19 protein-coding genes are annotated in these 24,642 nt (G+C 54.2%); 6 read left to right on the forward strand and 13 right to left on the reverse strand.

The window, feature by feature from the left end:
• Positions 1–56 precede the first annotated feature (56 nt).
• Together DQG23_RS17300 and DQG23_RS17305 are read left to right on the forward strand one after the other, a co-directional pair.
• On the forward strand, positions 57–833 hold the full coding sequence (locus tag DQG23_RS17300) for an ABC transporter ATP-binding protein (protein ID WP_113032115.1): 777 nt from the start codon (positions 57–59) through the stop codon (positions 831–833).
• A complete protein-coding gene (locus DQG23_RS17305; protein ID WP_113032116.1) occupies positions 808–2,751 on the forward strand; it encodes an ABC transporter permease in 1,944 nt (647 codons plus the stop codon). Before DQG23_RS17300 ends, DQG23_RS17305 begins: the two co-directional genes overlap by 26 nt.
• Positions 2,752–3,518: 767 nt before the next feature.
• On the opposite strand, the gene DQG23_RS17310 is transcribed toward DQG23_RS17305, so the two are convergent.
• Entirely contained in the window at positions 3,519–4,448 is a 930-nt protein-coding gene (locus DQG23_RS17310; protein ID WP_113032117.1) for a DMT family transporter, read from the reverse strand.
• 339 nt (positions 4,449–4,787) lie between these two features.
• Positions 4,788–6,620, reverse strand: coding sequence for a PAS domain S-box protein (locus DQG23_RS17315; RefSeq protein ID WP_113032118.1), 1,833 nt, complete (start codon positions 6,618–6,620; stop codon positions 4,788–4,790).
• Between the two features lie 150 nt (positions 6,621–6,770).
• On the opposite strand from DQG23_RS17315, the gene DQG23_RS17320 reads away from it, so the two are divergent.
• Positions 6,771–6,980 (forward strand): hypothetical protein, encoded by a 210-nt coding sequence (locus DQG23_RS17320; RefSeq protein WP_146762327.1) that lies wholly within the window; start codon positions 6,771–6,773, stop codon positions 6,978–6,980.
• A gap of 14 nt (positions 6,981–6,994) precedes the next feature.
• On the opposite strand, the gene DQG23_RS17325 is transcribed toward DQG23_RS17320, so the two are convergent.
• From DQG23_RS17325 to DQG23_RS17375, 11 genes are all read right to left on the reverse strand, one after another.
• Complete coding sequence (locus tag DQG23_RS17325) at positions 6,995–8,116, reverse strand: MGDG synthase family glycosyltransferase (protein ID WP_113032120.1); 1,122 nt, start codon at positions 8,114–8,116, stop codon at positions 6,995–6,997.
• Positions 8,117–8,193: 77 nt separating this feature from the next.
• The gene (locus tag DQG23_RS17330) at positions 8,194–8,772 is read right to left on the reverse strand and encodes a thymidine kinase (RefSeq protein WP_113032121.1); all 579 of its coding nucleotides are present in this window, start codon (positions 8,770–8,772) and stop codon (positions 8,194–8,196) included.
• Between the two features lie 255 nt (positions 8,773–9,027).
• Entirely contained in the window at positions 9,028–9,642 is a 615-nt protein-coding gene (gene wrbA / locus DQG23_RS17335; protein ID WP_113032122.1) for an NAD(P)H:quinone oxidoreductase, read from the reverse strand.
• Between the two features lie 162 nt (positions 9,643–9,804).
• The gene (locus tag DQG23_RS17340; RefSeq protein WP_113032123.1) at positions 9,805–10,551 is read right to left on the reverse strand and encodes an ABC transporter ATP-binding protein; all 747 of its coding nucleotides are present in this window, start codon (positions 10,549–10,551) and stop codon (positions 9,805–9,807) included.
• Positions 10,551–11,381 (reverse strand): ABC transporter permease, encoded by an 831-nt coding sequence (locus tag DQG23_RS17345; RefSeq protein WP_113032124.1) that lies wholly within the window; start codon positions 11,379–11,381, stop codon positions 10,551–10,553. Before DQG23_RS17345 ends, DQG23_RS17340 begins: the two co-directional genes overlap by 1 nt.
• Before the next feature lie 110 nt (positions 11,382–11,491).
• A complete protein-coding gene (locus tag DQG23_RS17350; RefSeq protein WP_113032125.1) occupies positions 11,492–12,574 on the reverse strand; it encodes an ABC transporter substrate-binding protein in 1,083 nt (360 codons plus the stop codon).
• 474 nt (positions 12,575–13,048) lie between these two features.
• The gene (locus DQG23_RS17355) at positions 13,049–14,158 is read right to left on the reverse strand and encodes a PRK06851 family protein (protein WP_113032126.1); all 1,110 of its coding nucleotides are present in this window, start codon (positions 14,156–14,158) and stop codon (positions 13,049–13,051) included.
• Between the two features lie 572 nt (positions 14,159–14,730).
• Positions 14,731–16,182, reverse strand: a complete 1,452-nt coding sequence (locus tag DQG23_RS17360; RefSeq protein ID WP_113032127.1) for a DUF4129 domain-containing protein — start codon at positions 16,180–16,182, stop codon at positions 14,731–14,733.
• On the reverse strand, positions 16,169–17,272 hold the full coding sequence (locus tag DQG23_RS17365; protein WP_113032128.1) for a DUF58 domain-containing protein: 1,104 nt from the start codon (positions 17,270–17,272) through the stop codon (positions 16,169–16,171). The genes DQG23_RS17360 and DQG23_RS17365 overlap by 14 nt, the downstream gene beginning before the upstream one ends.
• Positions 17,269–18,270, reverse strand: a complete 1,002-nt coding sequence (locus DQG23_RS17370) for an AAA family ATPase (RefSeq protein WP_113032129.1) — start codon at positions 18,268–18,270, stop codon at positions 17,269–17,271. The genes DQG23_RS17365 and DQG23_RS17370 overlap by 4 nt, the downstream gene beginning before the upstream one ends.
• A 131-nt stretch (positions 18,271–18,401) precedes the next feature.
• Positions 18,402–20,699, reverse strand: coding sequence for a helix-turn-helix domain-containing protein (locus DQG23_RS17375; protein WP_158560572.1), 2,298 nt, complete (start codon positions 20,697–20,699; stop codon positions 18,402–18,404).
• A gap of 213 nt (positions 20,700–20,912) precedes the next feature.
• Between DQG23_RS17375 and DQG23_RS17380 the strand changes: the two genes are divergently transcribed.
• Genes DQG23_RS17380 through DQG23_RS17390 form a run of 3 tightly spaced genes read left to right on the forward strand, consistent with a single transcriptional unit; the run spans position 20,913 to position 24,393 of the window.
• Entirely contained in the window at positions 20,913–21,884 is a 972-nt protein-coding gene (locus tag DQG23_RS17380) for an ABC transporter permease (RefSeq protein WP_113032131.1), read from the forward strand.
• Positions 21,885–21,923: 39 nt separating this feature from the next.
• Positions 21,924–22,799: a carbohydrate ABC transporter permease gene (locus DQG23_RS17385; protein WP_113032176.1), complete on the forward strand. Its 876-nt coding sequence runs from the start codon at positions 21,924–21,926 to the stop codon at positions 22,797–22,799.
• Between the two features lie 40 nt (positions 22,800–22,839).
• The gene (locus tag DQG23_RS17390; RefSeq protein ID WP_113032132.1) at positions 22,840–24,393 is read left to right on the forward strand and encodes an extracellular solute-binding protein; all 1,554 of its coding nucleotides are present in this window, start codon (positions 22,840–22,842) and stop codon (positions 24,391–24,393) included.
• Positions 24,394–24,642: the final 249 nt, after the last annotated feature.

Raw genomic sequence — 24,642 nt, forward strand, 5'->3', positions numbered from 1 at the left:
CCAGGACAAATAACGATTCAACAAGCACATAATACATGCAAGCGGAGGTAAAAAACATGAGCGTACTTAAAGCCCAGGGGCTGACGAAGGTTTACGGCACGAAAGGCAAAATGGTTTACAAAGCGCTGGAGGACATCCATCTCGACATACAAAAAGGCGAGTTCGTAGGCGTCATGGGTCCGTCCGGGAGCGGTAAAACGACGCTGCTCAACATTCTCGCTACGATCGATAAAGCGACGTCGGGCAAGGTGGAGATCAACGGAACCGATCCGGCATCGCTCGACAACAAAAAGCTGGCGCTTTTCCGCCGGCGCGAGCTCGGCTTTATTTTTCAGGATTTCAACCTGCTCGACACGCTGTCGATCAAGGAAAATATCATTTTGCCGCTCGTACTTGAGAACGCGCACGTCAATGAAATCGAGACGCGGTTGAATACGAGCGCGGATTTGCTGAACATCAGCCATATTTTGCACAAGCGCACGTACGAAGTATCCGGGGGCCAAAAGCAGCGCGCGGCGATCGCGCGGGCGATGATCCACAAGCCGGCTATTCTGCTTGCGGACGAGCTGACGGGCAATCTCGACTCGAAATCGGCGAAGGATGTCATGGACTCGCTCAAGGATTTGAACGAGCAGATGGGCGCCACGATCATGATGGTGACGCACGATCCTTTTGCGGCGAGTTATTGCAAGCGAATCGTGTTCATCAAGGACGGCAAGTTTTTCTCGGAAATTCGCCGGGGCACGAACAGACAGGCGTTCTTCCAGCAGATTTTGGATTCGCTCAGCGTGTTGGGAGGGAATTTCGATGAAGTTTCGCCAGCTCGCGGCTAAGAATGTAAGGGGAAATTGGCATCAATACAGCGCCTTTTTCTTAAGCAGCGTATTTTCGGTCGCGATTTTCTACATCTATGCGGCGTTCATTTTCCATCCGGATGTCGTGAACGGGCATATCGAAGCGGCTTCCAAGGTACGGCAAGGGATGATTTTGTGCGAGTATATCATCATGATTTTCTCGTTTTTCTTCGTCCTGTATTCGATGTCGGCCTTCGTCAAATCGCGTAAAAAGGAATTCGGCTTATTTTCGCTATTCGGCATGACGAGCGGGCAAATCCGCCGCATGGTGCTGTACGAGAACATCGTTATTTCGCTGCTCGCGATCGTAACGGGCATCGCATTCGGCGCCTTGTTCAGCAAGCTGTTTTTCATGGCGCTCGCGGAGCTTCTCGACGTCAGCAACCCGATCCGGTTTACGCTGCCGGCGAAGGCGCTTTTGTTAACGGGTGTCGGTTTTTTCGTCCTGTTCCTCGTGATTACGCTGTTCACGCTTTTCCAAATCGGGCGGAGCCAAATTATCGACCTTCTTAAAGCGTCCAAGAAGCCGAAAACGCCGCCGATCGCATCCAAATGGCTCGTTTTGCTGTCTATCGTATGTATCGGGGCCGGCTATTACATGGCATACAATATGAACATGATGAACGTTATGATCTATATGCTGCCGATTTTGTTCCTTGTTGTCGTCGGCACGTATTTCCTGTTCACGCAAGCCAGCGTTTCGATTTTTCGCCGGCTGCAGCGCCGGACGCCTTTTTACTACAAGGGCACGAATTTGATGACGGTATCGCAGCTCGTTTTCAAAATAAAAGACAACGCGCGTATTTTGTTCATGGTATCGATCATGAGCGCGGTTATCCTGACGGCGTCGGGAACGTTTTATGTGTTTTTCCAGGGCAGCAAGGCTCAGCTTCTTGACAACTTCCCTCAGACGATCGCTTTCTTCGAGAGAGGCTTGAATACGCATAACGTCGTCGATCCCGAAAAGGTTCGGCAAATCCTGAAGGAGGACGGCGTCCAAGTCGAATACGAGCTTAAGCTGGCCGGCATTACGGCTGCATTTCCGATCGTCGGCTCGCGGTATAGCAAGGAAACGAACGCTCTGATCGTTCCGGAGTCCGATTACAACAAGTACGCGGCGCTGATGAAGCGGCAGCGGGAAAAGCTTGATATCGCCAACGGGCATGCCGTATACGTGTACCCGTACAAAGAAATGAAGATGCAGCTTGTCGAAACCGGCGTGCCTCTGAAAATGAAGGCGAACGAAAGCGAGCTCGAGCTGACGATCGATAAGCAGGTGAACGGGGCCATCGCGTTTCCGCGTTTCGAAGCGACGGAGCTGCTGGTCGTGGATGACGAGCAATATAAAGCGATCATGCAAGGCGTTCCGGAGGATAAGCAGGTTGCCGTTTATGGCTTTGAGCTGCAAAAATGGGAGTCGGCCGGCGAAACGGCCGCCAAAATCGCAGCGCTCGTGCCGGAAAAGCAGAACCATTTTTTCGAAAATCGGGTGGCGAGCTACAAAGAAACGATGCAGTTGGCTTCTCTGACATTATTTATTGGTCTTTTTGTCAGCTTCCTGTTTTTTATCGCTTCCGGCAGTATGATCTACTTCAAGCTGTTTACCGAGCTGGAGGAGGATCGCGAGCAGTTCCGGGCGTTGACGCGAATCGGCATGACGAAGCAGGAAATAAGCAAAACCGTAACGACGCAAATCGCCATCGTGTTTTATGTACCATGCGTCGTCGGCATCGTGCATACGATGTTCGCGATGAAGGCGCTCGGCAATTTGCTCTTTACCAGTGCGATGCTGTATGCGCTCGTCGTCATCGGCATCTACATCGTGATGCAGAGCGTTTATTTCCTCGCGGCGCGCCGTTCGTATTTAAATAAAATCGTGAAGGGTTATGCGGATTGATAGAAAAGGATCCGGCTGCGGATCGGCGGGTCCGCGGCAGGGTCCGGCAGGCGGCAAATAGAGACGGCGTTCAAACCGGTTGGTTTGGACGCCGTTTTTTTACGGTGGATGGTTGAGGTGGTAATTAAGGTAATGAGGTAGTGGCTAGATCGCGTGTAACGCCAAAACGATAGATTTCGTAAGCGATGTCGCTTGCTCCATTCGATAACGACAGGGGCAGCCTGCTATTCGGTTGGGTTAGGGAAGCGGGCTTTTTTCTCTAACGGAAGCCATAGCTCCTATTTCGACGAAAAAGGCGGTTTTGAAATGGGTGTTATGGCGTTGACCGCGCATCTAGGCATTTGATCGTGCAACGGGTAGTGATCCTCATAATGAGGAAAAGATTACTATTCGTGAGGTAAACCTCACTATTTCAAACCGAAAACCCGTGTTTTGATGAGGTAATGAGGCAAATGCAACTATTAGTGAGACAAACGAAATTGATAGTGGTGTTTGCCTCACTCTTGGGCGAGAACGAGCATGTTACCTGCGAAATAGTGAGGACAGCCTCATGAACAATAAGGTTTTCTCCACTAATCGCAAGATTCGCGCATAACCACTACGATATCCGTAATTGCTTTCGTAGCCAGGGACTTGATGGCGCATCTTGTGAAGAAAAACTCACTACAAATGAGCCAAGGTCCACTATTCAACCGGTATAAAGTACGTTGGGCTGATTGTCCATCATGGCCTAGCCCCAAGGAACGTACCCTTGGTGCCATTGCCGATCAGCCGTTAGAGCTGCCTGCAATGGCAGCTTGCTGCGGCTTTGCAGCAGCTTCCGTCGTTTTGTTGTGCTTGAGGAAATACCAGACGCCGAGCAAAATAATGGCGCCCGCGGCCATTTGCATGCCGGTGATGCGCTCGCCGAGCAGCCAGAACGCTAGCAGGCTTGCGCCTGCCGGTTCGCCAAGCACGCTCATCGAAACGTTCGTGGCGCTGACGTAGCGGAGCAGCCAGTTGAACAGCAACTGCCCGAACACGGTCGGCACGAAAGCGAGCAGTGCGAAAATAAGCCAGTTTTGGCCGGAATAACCGCCGAACGAAAAACCGAAAGCGACGTTATAGACGGCGATAACGAGTGCAGCCGACGCGAATGCCGTGAAGCTATACAGCATGGCCGGCATCCGGCGCAGCACGAGCTGGCCGAACAGCATATGGAGAGCGATTGCGAACGTCCCCGCAAGCGAGAGCAAATCTCCCGTCAGCGCGTCTCCGGCGACTTGCAGGTCGCCCCAGCCGATCAGCAGCGTGCCGCCGATCGCCACGGACATTCCCGCGATCGCTTTGCCGGTCGTCCGCTCCTTAAACAGCCAGAAAGCGCCGATCAGCACGATAATCGGCTGAAGCGACAAGATGACCGTCGAGCTGGCGACGGAGGTCAGCCGCAAAGAGTTCATCCAGAGCAAGTAATGTACGCCTAAACAGATGCCTGACAGTCCGGTGAGCGTCCAATCGCGGAAGGAAGCCCGCCTGATAGCGGGTCTGAATTTTAGCATGAAGGGAAGAAGAATGATATTCGTCAGCAAAAGCCGGTACATCGCCATTACCGAAACGGGGGCGTCGGACAGCCGGACGAAGATGCCGGAAAAAGAAATAGCCGCAATGCCGACGGCAAGCAGCAAGGGTATCGGTACAGGCAAAGACCGGGCTTTCATGGGTTGCTCCTTCTGACTGATTGATCGATGTTAATTACCCTATCATAGCACGCTATCTTCGATATCAAAAGCGATTACCGGATACTTCCACGGCTCCGGAACGATGCAGGCGAAGAAGGAGATGCTCTGCGCAGGCCGCACTGGATTGCCGCACTGGATTGCCGCACGGGTTTGCTGTACTGGATTGCCGCACTGGGTTGCCGCACGGGTTTGCTGTACTGGATTGCCGCACTGGGTTGCCGCACTGGTATACTGCACTCGCCTGCCACACACAGGCTTGCTGCATTGGCTTCCTGCACGGGCCTGCCGCACTCGCCTGCCGGCATTCTATTAAGCATCTTAACCATCTTGAGACTCTTGAGGCGCCGAGTTCGAAATGCAGTGGGGCATTGCGGGCGGCAAAATAATTTCGACGGTCGTCCCTTGTCCGACTTCGCTCGAAATGGAAATCGTGCCTTGATGAGATTCGATGATCCGGTGGCATATCATGAGTCCGAGGCCGGTTCCGCCTTCTTTGGTCGTGTAGAAAGGCTCGCCGAGCTTGGCAAGCTGCTCTTTGGCGATGCCGGGCCCTTGATCGGCGAAACGCAGCGACAGGTCGCCCGATTCGCTTCGGCGCGCCGACACCATGATCATTCCCCCGTAAGGCATCGCTTCAATTCCGTTTTTGAGAATGTTTACGAATACCTGTTTAAGCTGGTTCTCGTCGCAGCAGATCGGCGGCAAGCCTGGCTCGACATCCGTAAATATTTGAACGTTATTCAGGATCGCTTGGATATCCAGCAGCTTCACAATGTCCCTTAGCAGCAGGTCGATCGGCATCGCCTTGAAGCTTTTGGGCTGCGGCTTGGCGAGAATGAGAAATTCCCCGACAATTTCTTCAATACGCGAAAATTCGTTGAACATGATCGAGAAATAATCGTCATACTTCTTTTCTTTCCCGAGCTTCGAACGGAAGAGCTGCAGAAAACCCTTGAGCGAGGTCAGCGGATTGCGGATCTCGTGGGCGATGCCGGCAGCCAGCTGTCCGACGATGGAAAGCTTCTCCGACTTTTGCAGCAGCTCCTGCTGCGCGTGCTGGTCCGTTATATCGGTGCCGGTAACGTATATCGTTCCGCGCTCCGGAATAATGGAGGCGTTCCAGCGAATGAGCCTGTAATGGCCGTCTTTATGGCGAAAGCGGGATTCCAAATGCAGGACATTGGCGCCGCTATTCATCTCAGCCAGTGCCAGAAACGGATTTTTATCGTCGGGATGCACGATGGAGCACAGGAAGCGGCTCTCTTGCATATCTTCCTCGGAATAACCGAGTTGGGCTTCCCATGCCGGGTTCTTTACCCGCATTTGTCCGTCGAGCGTGCAGATACAGAGCAGTTGCTGGGACAGGTTGAAAAAATGATCGAGCTCCTCCTGCATTTTGACCATCGAAGAGACGTCGCGAAGGACGGACATGACGGCAGGTTTGCCTGCGTACTCGAATGAGAAGCCGGTGGTCTGCGCATCGAGCCGGGTGCCGTCCAGACGCAAAATTCTATGCTGTTCGGTGACGGGGGAGCCCGGAAGATTCAATAGTCCTTCGAAATATATTTTAGCGGGCTCGTGGTCGTCCGGCAAAATGAAATCGTACACCGATCGCCCGATCAGCTCATCATTACCGTTCGCCTTAAGCAGCAGCTCGCCGGACGGGTTTACATACACGAGTTTGTCGTCGCTGATGATGATAATCCCTTCGGGGAAAGATTCCACGAGCTGCCGGTGCTTCCTCTCGCTCTCGTAAAGCTGCGCCTCCATCAGCTTGCGCTGGGTAATATCCCGGGAAAAGAGAAGAATGTGCGTACAATCGTTGTCAGAGTTGAAGAGAGGGGCAAGCGTCGTTTCGAACATGAAGGTCTCCGTATCTCCGATGTATACGTCCTCGAAATGAACCGACCGCTTCCGGTTGACCGCTTTGGTAAACGAATCGAGAAACAGCTCGTAATTGCGTTCGGAGGCGGATTCCCCCAAGTACATCCCGATCATTTTCTCGCGCGGTATGCCGCTGAACCTTTCGCATGCGCGGTTGGCATCGATATAGCGGAAACGGGGGCCCGGCGAGACTTCAAGCAAGGTGATGGCATCCGATACGTTCTCGATAAAGGAAGAAAGATGGTGGATAAAAGCTTTTTGCCTCATAAGACGACATTCCCCGCTTTGTCAAAATACTGCATACAATATTATTCCGATTGGTTTTGACCAAATTATGGCATATTTTGCAAGTAGGAGCAACAAGAAAAAATGTTTTTTGCAAGAAAAAAGCTTTCGCTCAAAAAGAGAGGCGCCAAATTGGAAACAAAGAAAATGAAAACGGCCGACGAAACCGGACCGGACGGCGGAATGAAAGGCGGAACGAAAGCGCATAATCAAAAACGATGCCCCCATAAGGGACGGCAAGGCCGTCAAACGCTTATGAGAAACATCGTTATGATCGAAGGGGAGAAGGGGATTCATCCCCGGCATATGCGCGATTGCGAGTTTCCCAACCCTCGGATATGAGGGCGGCTTATGTTCTATTGCAGGAGCTCCATAATGGCCTGCGAGCACTGCTGCGGGCTGTAGTTCAGCGATTGCTGCCGCAAAAAATCGCGGTGCCGGCTCACGAAATCGGGATAATCCCGGACCAGCCGCTCAAACCATATGTCGAGGGTGCGGGGCGAATCGAGCTGCTCGCCGAAGCCGTTGGCAATGAAATAGTGGCAGTTCTCTTCCTCCTGACCGGGGATCGGGCTGTAAAACAGCATCGGGATCCCTTTGGCCATGCCTTCGGTGCAGGTCATCCCGCCGGGCTTCGTAATGAGCAGATCGGAGACGTCCATCAGCTTGTCGACTTCCTTCGTAAACCCAAGCAAATGCACGTTCGGATGCTTGAAGCGTTCGTCTTCGGCCAGCTTCTGGCGGGCTTTCTCATTGCTGCCCATACAGAAGATAAGCTGAATCCGGTCGCGCCATCTCGAGGCATGTTGGAAGAGCTCCTCATTGTTGATGAGGCCCCAGCCGCCACCCATGATCAAAGCGGTCGGCATTTCCTTCAGCCCGAAGCGGGCGCGGATTTCATCCTTGTTCGGATCCGTCTCCCAAAAATTCGGATGGATCGGAATGCCGGTAACGACGATTTGCTGGGAAGGCACGCCTCTGCCGATTAGCTTCGCCTTCACCGAATCCGTCGAAACGAGATACTGGTTTACGGACGGGCTGATCCATGTTCCATGGGCGTCGTAGTCGGTGATGACCGTGCAAAGCGGGACGCTTAAGCCGGAACGCTTCAGACGGGAAACGACGACGTTGGGAAACGGATGTGTGCATACGATCATGTCCGGGCGAAGCTGCCGGATAATGCTCGACGTCCGGGCGTAAAAAATACGATGCAGCGCCATTTGCAGGACGCGGTTAAGCGATTTTTTGTATTGATGGCGGTACAGCATGCCATAGAGCTTGGGCTGCGATGTCACCGTTTTGCGGTAGGCGGAAAAAATAAGCGGCGCAATGGTCGGATGTTGAAAAGCGCCTAGCTCCATCACGCGAGTCATGATGCCGGAAGAAAGCTGGCGCAACCCGTCCGATATGGCATGGGCCGCTTGCGTATGGCCGGAGCCGAAGCCCTCGGATAAAAGAAGCACCCTCTTTTTTCTCAAAACAGTTCACCTGACCTTCATTCTCACTATACCTAATGATTATCGTCGGCAGGTAGTGACAATGGTCATGTGACCGGTCATATCGTACCGAACGCTTGTTTTTTATCCCGGTAGCATTTGCGGCACACGGGCAAGTAGCTCTCATTGCCGCCGATCTGGATCTGTTCGCCTGCGAACACAGGTACTCCGTCCTTAAGGCGCATGTTCATGACCGCTTTCTTCGAGCAGTACCAGCAGATCGTTTTGATTTCTTCCATCTTGTCGGCGATCGCCATAAGTTTGGCGCTTCCTTCAAATAGGCTGCCTACAAAGTCGGCTCGGAGACCGTACGCGATGACCGGAATATCGAGCAGGTCGACGATGTCCGTCAGTCTGTCTACTTGCTCCGGGCTTAGAAATTGCGCTTCATCGATCAATATGCAGTCGGGGCGCTCCGTTTCGGCGATGGCGTACAGATCGGTCGATTCATCGACAATGATCGCTTCCTTCGTAAGACCGATGCGGGATGCGACGATTCCGCTGCCGGCACGGTCGTCGATGGCCGGGGTAAAGAGCAGCGCTTTTTTACCTTGTTCTTCGTAATTGTAGGCTGTCCGCAGCACCTCGATAGACTTGCCGCAGTTCATGGTGCCGTAGCGAAAATATAGCTTTGCCACGATATATGTTATCCTCTCCGGGTACGTTCGTATGTAGTGGGACTAAAATCCATCATATCACGTTTCGGCGCTTTTCGCATGCTGCATGAGGCTAATTGGAGGGGGAGACGGCCGGAAATATTTCATTTCGGGGATGGTAGTGCGGGCAAGAACGAGCGTATGCAGGTTGACTGGCCGTTTCTGCAGTCTCAGGGGTCCCCAGAGCGTAATAAAACCCCTATTCAAGCAGCGAACCGCTGAACAGGGGCGATGCCATTATGAGCCTTGTCCGTTCTTCACCCAACCGGCAACGGTTACGACGCGTTTGGCTTGATGCCTGGCGGCGGCAAGAACCGTATCGGGAATGGGCTGGTTCTCTACGACTGTCGCGCTTGTTCCGTACGGATTGCCTCCGGATTGGAACAGTATCGGGTCGGTATATCCCGGCGCGACAACGATAGCCCCCCAGTGGTACATCGTCGTATACAGCGACAAGACGGTCGCTTCTTGGCCGCCATGGGCGTTGCTGGCGCTTGTCATTGCCGACACGACCTTATTGGCGAGCTTGCCCTGGAACCACAAGCCCCCGGTCGTATCGAGGAATTGCTTCATTTGGGCCGCCATGTTGCCGAATCGGGTAGGCGTGCTGAAGATGATCGCGTCGGCCCATTCCAAATCGGCAAGCTGCACGGTCGGCACGTCCTTCGTCGCATCCACGTGCGCTTTCCATGCGGGATTCGATTCGATGGCGGCTGCAGGAGCGAGCTCCGTAACCTTGACGATTTTGGCTTCGCCTCCGGCTTCTTTCACGCCTTCCGCGGCCGCCTTCGCTAACTCGTAGTTCGTACCGGTGGAACTGTAATAAACGATAGCTGCTTTCACATTGCCCATACTTTTTTCGGCCTCCTTACAATTTGCATACATGGTTTGGTATGCCCGTTTGCAGCACGGTTCATGCATGCGAGCCATGTGCCATGAATGCCGGCAAGGGATGTATGGCAAAACGGAAAAAAACCTTGACCGCATCAACGAAACGCAATCAAGGCTTCTCTATTAAATCGAATAAGTGCCGATGTCGAGCGCGTCCATAATACGCTGGCGCAGCGCTACGAATTCGTTTCCGTTCCGGTTGCGGGGACGGGCCATGCCCGCTTGCACCGTTTCTACGATACGGCCGGGGCGCGGACTCATCACATGGATCGTATCGGCAAGATAAACCGCCTCATCGATATCGTGAGTGATCAGCAGCACCGTTTTGCCGGTACCGCGCCACAGCTTGATCAGCTCGTTCTGCATCGTCAGACGGGTGATGGCGTCAAGAGCGCCGTACGGTTCGTCCAGCAGCAGCACATCGGGGTTCATCACCAGCGCGCGGGCGATCGATACGCGCTGCTTCATGCCGCCGGAAAGCTGATGCGGGTAATAGCGCTGAAAGCCGCTTAGACCGACCTTCTCGAGCACTTCGTCGACACGCGGTTTTCTTTCCTTCTTGGATACGCCTGCCAGTTCCAGGCCGAATCCTACGTTCGCCTCGACCGTCCGCCACGGATACAGCGCGTGCTCCTGAAAAATGAGTACTCTCCGCGGATCCGGTTTCGTAATGACGGCCCCATCGGCGAGCACGCGTCCGGTCGTCGCCGTTTCAAGGCCTGCGAACATGCGCAGCGCCGTGCTTTTGCCGCAGCCCGAGGGGCCGACGATGGCGGCGAATTCGCCTTTTTCGATTTTGAGCTCGATGCTCGACAATACTTCAAGGTCGCCGAAATTTTTGGTTACTTGATTTAGGTGCAGCGTCTGCATTACTTGTCCCCTCCCGAAACGTACCGGTAGTGAAGCAGCTTGCGCTTCAGCCGCTCCAGCAGGACGAGGTCGATGAAGGCGGCGATGCTGCCGATAATGATGATGCTTATAAGGACGCCCTTCATATCGGCGATTTCGGAACGATAGCTCAAGTATCGTCCAAGCCCGACGCTGGCGGCGCCGACCATTTCGGCCGAAATAAGGGAACGCCAGGCGTTACCGAACGAAACCTGAGCACCCGTCATGAAAGCGGCGAGCGATTCCGGCGCAAACACTTTCGTGAGCAGCTGCCCGCGGCTTGCGCCGAGCGTTTTGGCCAGCTCGATATGCGTGCGGTTGACGCCCTCCGTGCCGTTCAGCACCGACAGCGCCATCGGGAAGAAGCTGGCGATCGTAATGATCGAGATGACGGTCATATTGCCGAAGCCGAGCAGGATCATGAAGAACGGCGCCCATGTAATAGGCGGAATCGATTGCAGGATGGAGACTAGGCTGCGCAGGTAGAGCGCGAAGTGGCGGGAGATGCCGCCCAGCAAGCCTAACAGCGAGCCTAGAAGACAGGCGACCGGATAGCCGATGGCAAGACAGTACAAGCTGTTGAGAATGCCGCTCGTAAATTCTTTATCCTTGAAAATGCTGAACAAGCGCGGCAGCGTATCCGCTACGCTCGGGAGAAGAAAGCTTTTTCCGATAATCCAGGAAATGATTTGCCATAACAAAAGCAGGCTGCCGACTGCAACGAAGAACGGCCAGCTTTTGAACATGCGGCGAAGACGCGAAAAGCCGGTTTTACCGGCAGGCTTGAGGGACGGTGACTGGTTCGTGCCCATGGGGTTGTACTCCCTTACCATAGAATGACACGCGCCGCCGTCTAGAGCCGGAAGCGGCACATAAACGACGGCTGCGAGGATGACCGTTGACGGATCCGGATCGAAATCCGTTATTTGTTAGCTTTTTGCCAGCTGAGGTCAAGAATATCTTCGACCTTGATCGATTTTTCCATCGAGCCTTGCTTCACCATGATGTCTATGATTTCTTGCATGCGCTTCGTATCGTCAGCCGTAATTTCCCATGTGAACTTCTGCGAGTCGATCGATTCTTTAATGATGTCAACCGCCTTCACTTTGCCGTCAGGCGTATCGAGCGATTCGCCTTCGATGAAGTGCTTCGTGATGAAGGTAGCCGCTTTTGCCGAATCCTTCTGCAGCAGCTCGATCGCTTCCTTCTGGGCGTCCAGCATCCGGTTCACTTTATCCCGGTCCTTGCTAAGCACGTCGCCGGAAGTAATAACGACCATGCAAGGGAACGGCCATACTTTGCCGATTTCATAAATTTGTTTGGCGCCGAATTGCTTTTGAGCGATTTTATCGAACGGCTCGAAAACGAATGCCGCGTCGACTTTGCCGGCTTGCAGCGATTGGATGGCTACGTTCGGCTCTACATAAACCATTTGCAGGTCTTTATTCGTCAATTGGGCATCTGCAAGCGCAACGCCGTTCAGAACGACGTCGGCGGTGCTGCCTTGCTTTTGCGAGGCGAGCTTCTTGCCTTTCAGGTCGGCTACGCTTTTAATATCGCTGTCCTTGTTTACGAGGATGCTGTGAAAGCCCATTTGAGCGCCGCCGACGACCTTGAGATCGGCGCCTTTCGCCGCCCATGTCGCTGCGTTCGTAAATCCGAGCACGCCTGCGTCCACTTGTCCGCCGACGATCGCTTTAATCAAATCGGTTCCGCTGCCGAACAGCTTCATTTCCGCTTTCAAGCCTTGCTTCTCGTAAAACTGAGCTTCTTTTGCCAGCAGCGCCTGCGCATCGTCCATAACGGCCAGGTAGCCGATCGTGATGTCTTTCGTCTCTTTCTTAGGCGCAGCGGACGGTGAAGCCGAAGCGGACGCGGAAGGCGATGCGCCTTGCTTCGTATCGGCCGGTTCCGATTTGGTGCCGCAGCCTGCGATTGCCGCAGCCAGCGCGCCGACCAGCAGCAGAGATGTGAAGCGTGCTTTGCGTGATAAACGGTTAATCATGAAAATCTTCCCCCCATAATATATCCGGTTTTATTTTGCCGCCTGATTAAATAAAGCGTTCGCTTAAGATGTATGCAGCCGAGTTTCCCGGTAATTCCTAGCAGTATAATAGGGTTATTATATGGGGGTTGAGTTGGATCGTCAATAGGTATGGGAAAATAAATCATATAAATTCGATGGGGATTAGTGAACAGCAAAGGGATCAGGTGAATACGGGCGGATTATCGCTTGTTGGGGCGTGTCCGGCGAGGGGAAGTGGTAATGGAATTGCATCGCAGTAAGGGCAAGTTTTCTGAACCATTCAGGAGCAAGCACACAAAATAGGTACATGATGCTGTAGTTGGAAAGGGGCTGCCTTTCACACGAGCAGCTAAACCGCCGTGTGGAAAGCGCGTATGTCGCTTGCTGCCGTTAGGCAAGCGCAACACCGCGCGCAGGGAGCTGCACGCGGTGCGATAAGCTTTTGGCAGGCGCCTATTTGGTAAGCGGATAAGGGCCTAGCAGTTCATTTAGTTCTGACTGTAATTGCAAGCGCAGTTCCTCGACGATCGCAAAATCGGTTGCCGCCGTATAGATGGCCTTAATTTGAGTATCGATGGCCTCGGCTGACGCCAAATGGGCGGTAGCCTCTTTCATTTTGGCGGAATAGCGTTCTTTAATGTCGGCTATTTCGGCAGCAAACGCTTCATCGGTACCCGGGGCCATAGTACGCGTATACATATCCAAAACTTCATCCCCATCCCGATCCGGGAAGTATTCGTGAGGGGCGGTGCTATCAAAGATGGCTGTACTCAGCTCTGGAAAAATCAGCATATCCAGGCTGTTCGGATCAAAGCCGCAATGATACACTTGAACGTCGATTCCATTCGTTTCGGCAGCGGCAGCCAGCTTTTTTAGCAGTGTCGATTTACCGGAGCCGGGTCTTCCTTTGATGAAAATTCGCCTCTCCAGCTGTGCGGTTAAGCTTTGAATAAAATCGAAGGCGCCCTTCGGAGTCGCCGCTCCGAAAAACAAGTGACGTCCGGCTGTCGGCGTATCGTTCTCATGACCGGCGTAAAGGTCTTGAATCAATTCCTGCGTAACCTGGTCCGCCTTCATGAAATCCATGCTCTCGATGTAATATTTCTCCCATTCGTCATGAATCCGGAGTGCCGTTAAGAACGTTTCATACGCTTTGGAATAGATCTCAATAAGGTTCCCTTTAAGATCGTCGATCGTTTCCAAATCCTTAGATGAGATCCGGCTGTTATCAAGCGCCTCCGCGAAATTGACGGTTACGGTTTCCCCAGTCTCCTTACTCGGAACCCCCTCGCAGACACGCCCGTCGACAATGCCGATCTTCAATTCCGTTGCTATGATGCCATCCAGTTCGTCGGGACGAAGCGGGGAGTGGAAGCATTGCACATGCCGGCCTTTTGCGAGCAGGCTATCCGCCAAGCTGCGAATAACCGTGGATTTCCCCGTACCTTGGGGACCCGTGAGGACGTATATCCGATTCAGCCCCTCGAAGGCGGAGCCGTACAAGAAATGGGCTCCGCGCGCCGTGTTGCCGCGGGCAAAGTAGTGGGAACAATTTTCGATCAACCTGAAACACTCCTTTGTGCCTATTCTGAGGGTTCAAGCGAGGTTCGACAGAATAAGCATACATGGGATAAATGCCTATGCTCCTGTATATTCGGGACCGTGCAAAGAGGTGTTTGTTTCGATAAGAAAGAGCAAGAGCTTTCGGCGGGCGGGATAATGAGGCAAAGGCAATTATTAGTGAGCCAAATTCCACTAATTCTTGCCATTCTCCGGTGATTGGGTCGGCTAATGAGGCAAAGACAACTATTAGTGAGGCAAACGAAATTGATAGTGCCGTTTGCCTCACTAAGGGGCGAGAACGAGCATTTTACCGGTGGAATAGTGCTGAAAGCCACATTAACAGTGAGGTTTTCTCCACTAAGCGCTCGGTCCAAGCATAACCATTACGATATCCGTGTTTTCTTTCGTAACCGTGTCTTCAACAATCCCTAGTTTTAGACTTGATCGCGTACAAGTACACGATCAGATCTTAACCTATGGATTGCTTTACATTCCATGCACCTGTCATCAGGGATTTTGTCATTACGAATTTCACAGTTTTAGATCTAGATCGGTTATCCCGCCAGCTCTGCTTATTTCAAAGCATCCTTGCGCAGCTTGGCGGCCCGCTCGTCGGAAATGTCCCGCTCTCCGTAACGGGCTTCTTCGTATGCGGCGGAAAGCGCCTGCGCTTCCGGAGGGCCGGAACGAGCTGCGGCCGCCCGGCGTTCCAACTCCCGCATCGTCTCTGCCGGCGTGCTGCTCGATTGCCAGTCATAGCCGCGTTTCATCGCGTTCATGACCGTCAACCTGTACAAATAGCGGACGCGCTCCCGGTTCGTTCGTAAATCGTCCCACTTCGGTTCGCGCGCGAGCAGGGCGGAGAGCCGGTCGCGAACCGATTTTCCCCAAGCGGCGGGAACGTCGGCCCAATCGAGCAAGCTTTGCTTTTCGTCCACGTAGCCGCTTCGGGCTTCGTCCGCCGACCGCCCCAATCCCCACTGTTCCATCAGTTTCCGGATTAACCGGCGGATTTGGGGAACAGCAAACTTTACGAGCCGATACAAGCCGTAAATAACCGCGGCGGTTATCAAGGTGTAGGCGAAGATGAAAAAGATTTTCTCCAATACCTCCGCAAAGCGGGAAGGCTCGCCGGGAGGCGGCAGCTGCTGCTGCGGCGGGGGAGACTGCTCAGGCTCCGGAGGCGGCTGTTCGCTTTCCGAGCCGAGCAGCGAGAAGAGCCAAAATATAAACCGTACCGTGCTTTTGAATGCCGAAACCAGCGCATCCTTGATCTGTGTGAACGCTGCCGCAATGAGAACGACGCCGAAGATGACGACCGTCCAGATCGTATTTTGCGACCGGACGGAGGCGGCCAATTCATTGCCGTTTTCGCCCGTATAGGCGCTTGCCTGCAGATGGCGGCGGTTGGTTAGAAACAGGCAGACGAGAACCGCGCATAAGCCGACCCACCATAGCGTGGAGGAATAAGGCTTCCATGCTTCGGCGAAACGGGCGACGACGGAAGCCAGAAAATAGGCGATCAATCCTACCGCATACAAGACGGACGGAAAAACATCGGCCCAAGACCGGCGAACGAGCTTGGCCCCTCGGCCCAGCAGGAAACAGGCGATCACCCATACGGCGGCGGCGCGCGCCAAGTCCGGCAGGACGTTAAGCGGGCCGATACCGCCGAAGGCGCCAGCAGGCAAGGTTACGGCTGCGTAAGTCAGAGCCGCGCCTGCCAGCGCCGTGCCGGCGAAGCCGAGGAGCTTGGGAAGCCGCTTCATCAGACTGCCGACCGACCGGCCGAGCGGGTAACACGCCAGCAGCAGCACAAGCCATATGCCGAGCGGCAGATCCGCAGGAGACAAATAGATGAAGGCGGCTAACGCCAGCGGGAAAAACACGAGCAGCTCGACGGCGCCGTACCCTACGGCCAGCAGCAGCTCGCGGCTAAACGTTCCCTTGCGGGTTACGGCCGCCGCTGCTATGCCGGCTTCGTTTTCGCTTAGGGCGGAGCGATCCGCATCAGGCTCCCTCATGGCTGGCTTCCTCCTCCCGGCGCAGCATCAGCAGCTCGACCGCATGTCCGAGCTCGCGCAGCTTGTCGATTTGCCGCTGCATTTTGGCATCGACGTAGGCGGTAATGAGCAGGTAGTCCGTAGCTTGTCCGCTTTGCTCGGCTTCGAGCGCAAGGAAATCGTCGAACGTAACGCTCCGCTCGAGCAGGAGTAGCGCCATCGTTTCATACAGCGCCGTCAACTGCATATTGCCGCTTTGCGCCGCAATGCGCACCGGCTCCTGTCCGCCGTCCGTCAGCAAACCATTGCAGCCGAAGCCTGTCGGCACGCCCTGCCCGAGCGTATATCTGCCGATTTCGGCGGCATAGGCGATACCTTGCTCGATCAGCTCGGGGTCCGTGACCGCATCCCACTGCTTCTCGTCGTTGTCGATGTTGAGACAAATCATCAGCCGGTGATCGGCCGTAAAGTCATGCTGCCTGACCTGAAGCCCGCCGCTTCGTGCCGTCGCTTTCCAGTTGATCCGGTTGAGCGAATCGCCGTACCGGTATTCGCGGACGCCCGCGACAAGGAAAGGATCGTCGACGATCCAGCGCTTCACGATCAGATCGCCGAGCCAGCTGTGCGAGGGCAGCGGTATGGCTTCCAGCGCGACCGGGCGCGGGTAGACGAGCAGCCGGCAGTTCAAGGAAAGCCGCTTGACGACGGGGCTCATGCCGATCAGATCGCCGCTCGTCATCGTCGCCGAGCTCAAGTCGTAGCAGCCCCGGCGGATGCACCGGATTTGATGCCGCCTGACGATTTGCGTATACGGCAGCAAGCTGAAGAAGCTCTGATGGCTCTGATAAAACTCTCCGCTGTTGATGGACAGGTTATGCTGACGCTCGAAGCGCAGGCCGATATGCATAAGCGCCTCAAGACGCAGCCAAGGGACGGGCAGCAGCTTCCGGTTGGAAATGCGCTCGATCAGCTGCACCTCGTCGCCCTCGAAGCACGACTCCGCGCTGAAATACCGCTCGTAGCCGACCCGGGCGAGCGCCCGCTTGCGGTACAAATAGGCTTGCGCCGCAAGCACGAGCACCAGCACGAACAGCAGCCAGTGGATGCTCATCGCGAACGCCCTTGAGCGAGCGCTTCCTCTGTAGGAACGTCGACTTCGCGCAAAATTTGGTCCAATATCGCCTCCGTCCGTCCGGCCTGCAGACGATGCGCATTGTTCGCAACGATACGGTGCGAAAGCACCGGCTTGACCATCGCTTTGATGTCGTCCGGCGTAACGAAGCTGCGGCCGCGCAGGATGGCGACAACCTGCGCCGCCTTGAGCAGCGCTTGCGTGCCGCGGGGGCTGACGCCCAGCGCGATGTCGGGGTGCGAGCGCGTCTTCTCCGCGATCGCCACGATGTAGCGGAGCAGGTCGTCATGCACCAGCACCGAGCTGTAATGCGTCTGCGCGGCGATGATGTCCGCCGCCTCCGCAACCGGGTCCAGCGTCTCCTGAGGACTCGTCTCCTTGAAGCGGCGCAAAATATCGACGCCTTGCTCTGCGGTCGGGTAGCCCATCCCGACCTTCAGCAGAAACCGGTCCAGCTGCGCTTCCGGCAGCGGGAAGGTGCCTTGGTTCTCGACCGGATTTTGCGTGGCGATAACGAGAAACGGCCTGGCCAGCGTATGCGTTTCGCCGTCGATGCTGACCTGGCGCTCCTCCATGCACTCCAGAAGGCTGGACTGCGTTCGCGGCGTCGCGCGGTTGATTTCGTCCGCCAGCACGATATTCGAGAACAGCGGTCCGGGACGAAATTCGAAAGCGCTCGTTTTTTGATTATAAAAATTAATGCCGCTAAGATCCGACGGAAGCAGGTCCGGCGTAAATTGTATGCGCTTAAACGCGACGCTGAGCGAACGCGCGAGCGACTTCGCGAGCATCGTTTTGCCCATGCCCGGCACATCCTCCAGCAGTACGTGGCCCGACGCGATAAGCGCGACGAGCAGCTGCTCGATCACTTCTTCTTTGCCGACAATGACGCGGCCGACGTTTGCTTTGATACGTTCGGCCAGCAGCCGAATCGATTCGAGATCGGCTTCCGTTGCCGGTCGGTTCGTACGTTCCATCGCGATTACCACCTTGTTTCGGGGATGATTTTTGGTATTGCCGAAGCGAACGGTTTCGCTTTCGGTTTCGTTCTCAAGAAACGCAATGACTTCTATAACGTACTTCGCCGTGCGGAAGCGATTTCCTGTTTTTACATGCTTTTATGCTTTTCCCGGTACTGTCCCGGCGTCATGCCCGTATGCTTCTTGAAGACGCGGACGAAGTAGGGGGGATTGTATTGCAGCCGTTCGGCAATTTCGTTCACCTTGAGATCGGTCGTAAGGAGCAGCTCCATACACTTGCCGAGACGAAGCCGGGTCACGTAGTCGATGAAGTTTTCCCCCGTCACCTGCTTGAAGCCCCTGCTGAGCTTGAAAACGCTGACGCCGAGCCGTTCCGCGTACTGGTCGAGCGAAACGTTCGATAAATATTCGTCCTGCAGGACCGCCAGAAGCTTATCGACGATTTCCTTCATCCCAGTATCGTAGCTTTTGGACAGGGCGTTCACGTAAGGCCGAATGACCTTGCCGTGGAACCAGTCGACCATATCGTCCGGCTCCCGGATGTTCAGCAGCATTTCGAACAGATGGCTGTCCTTGTACAGCTGATGCGGATTCATGCCCGATTTCCAAATCGCGTCATAGATGCTGCCGAGCAGCTTCAGCATGCCTTCCTGCACCCTCAGCTCCGTGCCCAGCTGCTGCTGCAGCGATTCCATAAACTGGCGGACATGCAGCACTGCCTCACGCTCCAGACCCATCCTCAGGTCGTGAATGATCTCCTTCTCCAGCTCGAACGGAAAAGCCGCGAGCGGCTCTTCCGCAGGCGAATAGAAATCCTCCGCGTCCAGCAGCTGGTTCACCTCGGTCATATGGCGGTAACGGATCGTTTTCCGCGCTTCTTCAAGGAGCTCCGGCGTGTGCATGATATTGTCCGACATTCTGCTAAGCGCGATGGTGACCTGCAGCCGCAGCAAATTGCCGATTGTCCCCGAGATGTCCTTGGACAGCTGGATCATCCGCTTCTTCAGTTCCTCCGCTGTCAGCTCCTTCGGCATGACAAGCATAGCCCCGACCGACGAATCCTGAAAGTTGAATACGTGGACATGCTGCGCCAAGGAATGACAGAGCTCGTCGATAATGTTCGTTGCGGCAAAGGCGACAAGCTGCTCGTCCCTCACCGTAATTTTCCCCGCCAGATTGGCCGTCCGATGCAGCTTCACGACAAGGAAGGCGAACTGCTTGCCCTCGACGTCCCACTCGAACTGCTGCAGCCTCTCCGCTACGTCCCGTTCCGTCAAATAGTAAAACCGCCCCTCAAAAAACTGCTGCAAAAACCCTTCCCGGATCGAAGGAAGCGATTGTTGAATGCGCGTTTGCAGCTCATGCCGCTCCAGAAGCTGCTGCTTCCACTGCGCTTCGATATAGGCGATTTCGTTCGAGTGCGAAACTACGGCTTCCTTGGAAGGCTGGAACAGATTCATCAGGCGCTGGATCGGCCGGTACACCCGGTTGGAGGTGAACCAGGAAATGACGAGCGCGATGGCGAGCCCGAGCAGGCTGACGATAATGATCGCCTTCGACATCGCCGTAACGGGCTGCGTAATTTGCGATATCGGCGTGGCCGACACGTACATCCATTTGCTGCCCAGTCTTGAGAGCTGCCCGTGAGAAACCGAATAACTGATTCCGTCGAACGCATAAACAAAGGTGCTTCCGTCCGATCCTATCGCCAGCACCTCTCGCTTAAGCGCATCCTTGAGCGGCAGCTTGCCGGCATTCGCCGCAGCCCTGTCCGAAGTGACGGAATTTCCGTCCATATCCATCAGGAAAGCGGTTCCATCCTCAGTGGCGAAATTGTCGACCAGCCGGTCCAACACCTTCTGGTTGAGACTGACGAGAAAAGCGCCGAACGGGGTAGCGCTGCCGTCGCTGGGAAGCCTGATGACAACGGCCTTCGTCTCTTTGACGTCGGTGACGTAAATGCTGCGGCTGTCGGAGAGCAGCGAACGATACATTTCCTTATCCTTGTCGCTTGCGACCCGGTTCACGCCGTTCATATCGCTGATTGTGGTCTCGGTCTTCTGCAAATAAAGCGTGATGGTGTCGATCAGCGGATTCGACTGCTTCATGAGCTGCAGCGATTTATACAGATCGCGCGTTTTCTCGAACTGCCGCGAGAAATCGACTTCATTGAGCGACTCGTTGAAATCGGGCTGAAACGCCATTTGCGCGGAGAAAACCTCCAGATGGGACAAATAATCGTCAAACCGCTGGATCGTTTGCTTGAGCTGCGCTTGATGGGCGCCGTTCAGCTCCCTGATGATGCGGTCATTGCCGACGTAGTAAATGCTGCTCCCGATCAGTACGGCGGGCAGACAGGTGGCCAGCAAAACGATGACCATGTTTTTCCAGTAAGTAAGGCCCCTTTTTATTTTCGCTTCAACCATTCGTTCCGACCGCCTCCGTTCGCCAGGGTGAATCTTATTGTATACCCCGCGAAGCCGTTCAGCAATTACATTTCCTTCATAAATTGCGTTTGCAAAAGAATGCAACGGACGGAAACGCCCGTGCAAAAAGTCATCGGTTGCCGGAAACGGAGCCGCCTTCCTAGAATGAATCATGCAGTCATGCACAATCACAGACGAAATGGAGGTACACGGATGAATATGAAGGCTGGCAATGCATCGCTTCCGGCCCCGGAGGTGCGCACGACGGCAAAATCCTCGCTGCGAAGAGCCTGGTCGGACGTCAAGCGGGATAAATACTTATATATGCTGGGTTTGCCGGGAATCATCTATTTTTTGCTGTTCAAGTACATTCCGTTCAGCGGGCTTATCATCGCGTTCGAAAATTACAGCCCGTACTTCGGCATTCTCAAAAGTCCGTGGGTAGGGTTCGAGCATTTCGAGCGGTTTTTTTCAAATGACGACTTTTACCTGCTGCTGCGAAATACGCTGGCGATCAGCCTGATGAATTTGCTGTTTTTCTTTCCGTTCCCGATCATCCTCTCCTTACTGCTCAATGAATTGAGAAGCGCGGTTTACAAAAGAATCATTCAATCGATCGTGTATATTCCGCACTTCTTCTCTTGGGTTATCATCGCGGGGCTGACTTATCTTATGCTTTCGCAGAGCGAGGGACTGGTCAACAAGCTGCTGGAAGCGCTCGGCATGGCCAAAATCGGGTTTCTGACGAATGCCGACTCGTTCTGGCTGATGCTTACCATGCAGTCGATGTGGAAGGAAGCCGGCTGGGGGACGATTATTTTCCTTGCCGCCATCGCCGGAGTCGATCCTCAGCTTTATGAAGCGGCCACCGTCGACGGAGCGGGCCGTTTCCGCAAAATATGGCACATCACGCTGCCCGCCATCCGGAACATCATTATGATCCTGCTTATTTTGCAGCTTGGTTCGATCATGGAAACGGGCTTCGAGCAGGTGTACTTGATGACGAACGGAGCCGTATCCGAGGTGGCGGACGTGTTCGATACGTACGTGTACCGTTCCGGGATTCAGCAGGGGCAGTTCAGCTACAGCACGGCGGTCGGCCTGTTCAAATCGGTTGTCGGCGTTTTCCTTGTATGCGCTGCCAATTTCCTCGCCAAGAAGTTCGGACAAGACGGGGTATTTTAACCCGATTTTTCGCCAAAGGAGAATGAAGCTGACGTGAAGATGAAAATGGGCGACCGCCTTTTCGAGATATGCAATATCGCTTTTCTGGCCGCAGTCGGACTCGCCACGCTTTTCCCGATCTACTACACGGTCGTCCTGTCCTTCATGGACCCGACCGAATATTACCAGGGCAAATTGACGCTTTTTCCTTCGAAATGGACGCTGGAGGCGTACCGGTACCTGCTTTCGACGAAAACCTTTATGAATGCGATCGGCGTCAGCGGTTTTTTGGCTACGGTGGGAACACTTCTGAGCCTGGCTGTAACCTCGGGCTTGTCCTACATGCTGTCGAGAAAAAGACTTCGCTTCAGAAGACCGCTGATGTTTCTGATTTTGCTGACGATTTTGTTCTCGCCCGGCTTGATTCCAACCTACTTCGTCGTACGCGAGCTCGGTTTGCTGAACAGCGTTTGGGCGCTCATCATTCCGAGTTTGACGGGCGGCTGGTACGTGCTGCTGATGAAAGGCTTCTACGACAGCATTCCCGACAGTCTGGAGGAAGCGGCGCGAATCGACGGCTGCAACGAAATCGGCATCTGGTTCAGAATCATTCTTCCCTTGTCCTTGCCCGCTATGGTCGCTTTCGGCTTGTTTTATGCGGTGGGCTATTGGAATACGTTTTTCAGCGCGGTCATGTACATCAGCGATCATACGAAATGGCCCTTGCAGGTTTTGCTAAGGAATATGCTGACGGATCCTTCCTCCGCGATGTCGGGCGACGGGATGCAGCAGCTGCGCGAGGGCGCCAAAAAAATGCCTTCCGAAACGCTCAAAATGGCCGCGGTCGTCGTTACGACGCTGCCGATCATGCTGGTGTATCCGTTTCTCCAGAAGCACTTTGCCAAGGGGGCAATGGTCGGCTCTGTGAAGGAATGATCACATAGAGGTACAATATAACTAAGGGAGGAAGAAAGAAATGAAAAGACGCACCAGAATGACCCGCTTGGCTATTGCCGCACCGCTTACGTTATCGCTTGTACTGACGGCCTGCGGGAGCGGCGAATCCGCCGGCGGCACGAACGGAAAGCAAGGAGAGGAAGCGGGCAAACCGTCGGAGAAGCCGACCGAAATTACGACGGCCATCATGAACTACGAAGCGGACATGGTGGGCGAGGACAACGTCGTATGGAAAGAGCTCGAGAAGCAGACGAATACGAAGCTCAAGCTAACCTGGATTCCGGAGGCGTCGTTTGAGGAAAAGCTGAACGTCATGCTCGCTTCCGGGGATTTGCCCGAAATGACCTATGTCGAGAGCATCGATACGCCGCAAATCCGCAGCTTGATCTCGCAGGGCGTTTTCTGGGACCTGACTCCGTTCATCAAGGATTATCCGAATATGAGCAAGCTTCCTAAAGAAACCTGGGAGAACAGCAAAATCGACGGGAAGCATTACGTCATTCCGCGCTATTACCCGATTGTCGGGGGCGGGCTGTTCCCGATGTTGAGGCAGGACTGGCTCGACAAGGTCGGGATGAAAACGCCGGAAACGCTCGACGATCTCTACAAGGTGCTTAAAGCGTTTACCGAGAACGATCCGGACGGCAACGGCAAGAAGGATACGATCGGGATGGCCGGTTACCTAGGCTCCTTCAACTTCGTTTACAATATTATGAACGAATCGGGCGGCGCGTGGAAGCTGCGGGACGGCAGCATTCATCCGATCCTTACCGAGGACAAATCCAAAGATGCGCTGATCTATGTCAAAAAGCTGTATGATGAAGGACTCATTTCGTCTGATATCGCCATCTTGAAGCTGAATCAGGTGCTTGAGGCGGTAAAAGGGAGCAAAGCCGGATCGGCGTCGCTATCGATGGCCTACGCTTGGGAGGTTACCGGCGAATTGAGAAATACGAATCCGAAGGCCGAATTCCGGGCGCTGCCTTATCTTAAGAGTGATAACGGGGTTAAATACGTGCCGGCCACAGGCGGGTTTTACGGGGCTTATTTGATTCCGAAGAAGGTTCCGGAGAGCAAGGTGAAAAGCATTCTGAAGTTCCTGGATTACGGGTACAGCCAGGAAGGGAACGATTTGGCCAACTATGGCATCAAGGGCGTTCATTACGAAGAGAAGGACGGCCGTAAAGTTTCCACGGAGCAAGCCAAGAAGGATCTCGTTAAAGTGGGCGGCAACCTGGGCAGCATTTGGCGGCCGCTCGGCTATGCGCAGGTTATAGACAGCGTCGGGATTGCGAATGACGTATACGAGCAGAACAAGAAGACAATCGAGGAACGGTCGAAGTCTTACCTCACGGATCCTGCGCTCGGTGTCGTCTCGGATGCGTATAACAAATACTGGTCGGACATAAGCAAGAAAATTACGGATTTCCGCGTGAAGGTCATCCTCGGTCAGGAAACGATCGAAACCTACGATCAATTCGTCAAGAAAATGAAAGAAGACGCGAATTACAAAAAAGTAGTCGAGGAAATGAACGCCGAGTACAAGAAGAAAGTCGAGCTGAGCGGGAAATAACGAGACGGCATGAGATGCAGCCGCAAAAAGCAAACCGTCGTGAATGACCGGCGGGAGGCATCGGTAACGAATCAGGATCATCCGGGTATTTTCCGGATGGTCTTTTTGCAAATCGCAGACTTCCATGCCGCTTCACGGCACCACTGACGAATGAAATATCGTTATTTCAGGGCAGAAAGTATATCTCCGCTGATTGTTCGATTTCCCGGTAAACGCCCGAATCCTTAGCTTATGCTTACGAAGCCGCTT

This window comes from Paenibacillus contaminans (assembly GCF_003285015.1).
Taxonomy (GTDB): Bacteria; Bacillota; Bacilli; order Paenibacillales; family NBRC-103111; genus Paenibacillus_V; species Paenibacillus_V contaminans.

Excerpts from the sequence above, each read along its gene's own strand:
- DQG23_RS17300 (WP_113032115.1), top strand. The coding sequence starts at position 57 with ATGAGCGTACTTAAAGCCCAGGGGCTGACGAAGGTTTACGGCACGAAA.
- DQG23_RS17305 (WP_113032116.1), top strand. The coding sequence starts at position 808 with ATGAAGTTTCGCCAGCTCGCGGCTAAGAATGTAAGGGGAAATTGGCAT.
- DQG23_RS17310 (WP_113032117.1), bottom strand. The coding sequence starts at position 4,448 with ATGAAAGCCCGGTCTTTGCCTGTACCGATACCCTTGCTGCTTGCCGTC.
- DQG23_RS17315 (WP_113032118.1), bottom strand. The coding sequence starts at position 6,620 with ATGAGGCAAAAAGCTTTTATCCACCATCTTTCTTCCTTTATCGAGAAC.
- wrbA (WP_113032122.1), bottom strand. The coding sequence starts at position 9,642 with ATGGGCAATGTGAAAGCAGCTATCGTTTATTACAGTTCCACCGGTACG.
- DQG23_RS17340 (WP_113032123.1), bottom strand. The coding sequence starts at position 10,551 with ATGCAGACGCTGCACCTAAATCAAGTAACCAAAAATTTCGGCGACCTT.
- DQG23_RS17345 (WP_113032124.1), bottom strand. The coding sequence starts at position 11,381 with ATGGGCACGAACCAGTCACCGTCCCTCAAGCCTGCCGGTAAAACCGGC.
- DQG23_RS17350 (WP_113032125.1), bottom strand. The coding sequence starts at position 12,574 with ATGATTAACCGTTTATCACGCAAAGCACGCTTCACATCTCTGCTGCTG.
- DQG23_RS17360 (WP_113032127.1), bottom strand. The coding sequence starts at position 16,182 with ATGAGGGAGCCTGATGCGGATCGCTCCGCCCTAAGCGAAAACGAAGCC.
- DQG23_RS17365 (WP_113032128.1), bottom strand. The coding sequence starts at position 17,272 with ATGAGCATCCACTGGCTGCTGTTCGTGCTGGTGCTCGTGCTTGCGGCG.
- DQG23_RS17370 (WP_113032129.1), bottom strand. The coding sequence starts at position 18,270 with ATGGAACGTACGAACCGACCGGCAACGGAAGCCGATCTCGAATCGATT.
- DQG23_RS17375 (WP_158560572.1), bottom strand. The coding sequence starts at position 20,699 with ATGGTTGAAGCGAAAATAAAAAGGGGCCTTACTTACTGGAAAAACATG.
- DQG23_RS17380 (WP_113032131.1), top strand. The coding sequence starts at position 20,913 with ATGAATATGAAGGCTGGCAATGCATCGCTTCCGGCCCCGGAGGTGCGC.
- DQG23_RS17385 (WP_113032176.1), top strand. The coding sequence starts at position 21,924 with ATGAAAATGGGCGACCGCCTTTTCGAGATATGCAATATCGCTTTTCTG.
- DQG23_RS17390 (WP_113032132.1), top strand. The coding sequence starts at position 22,840 with ATGAAAAGACGCACCAGAATGACCCGCTTGGCTATTGCCGCACCGCTT.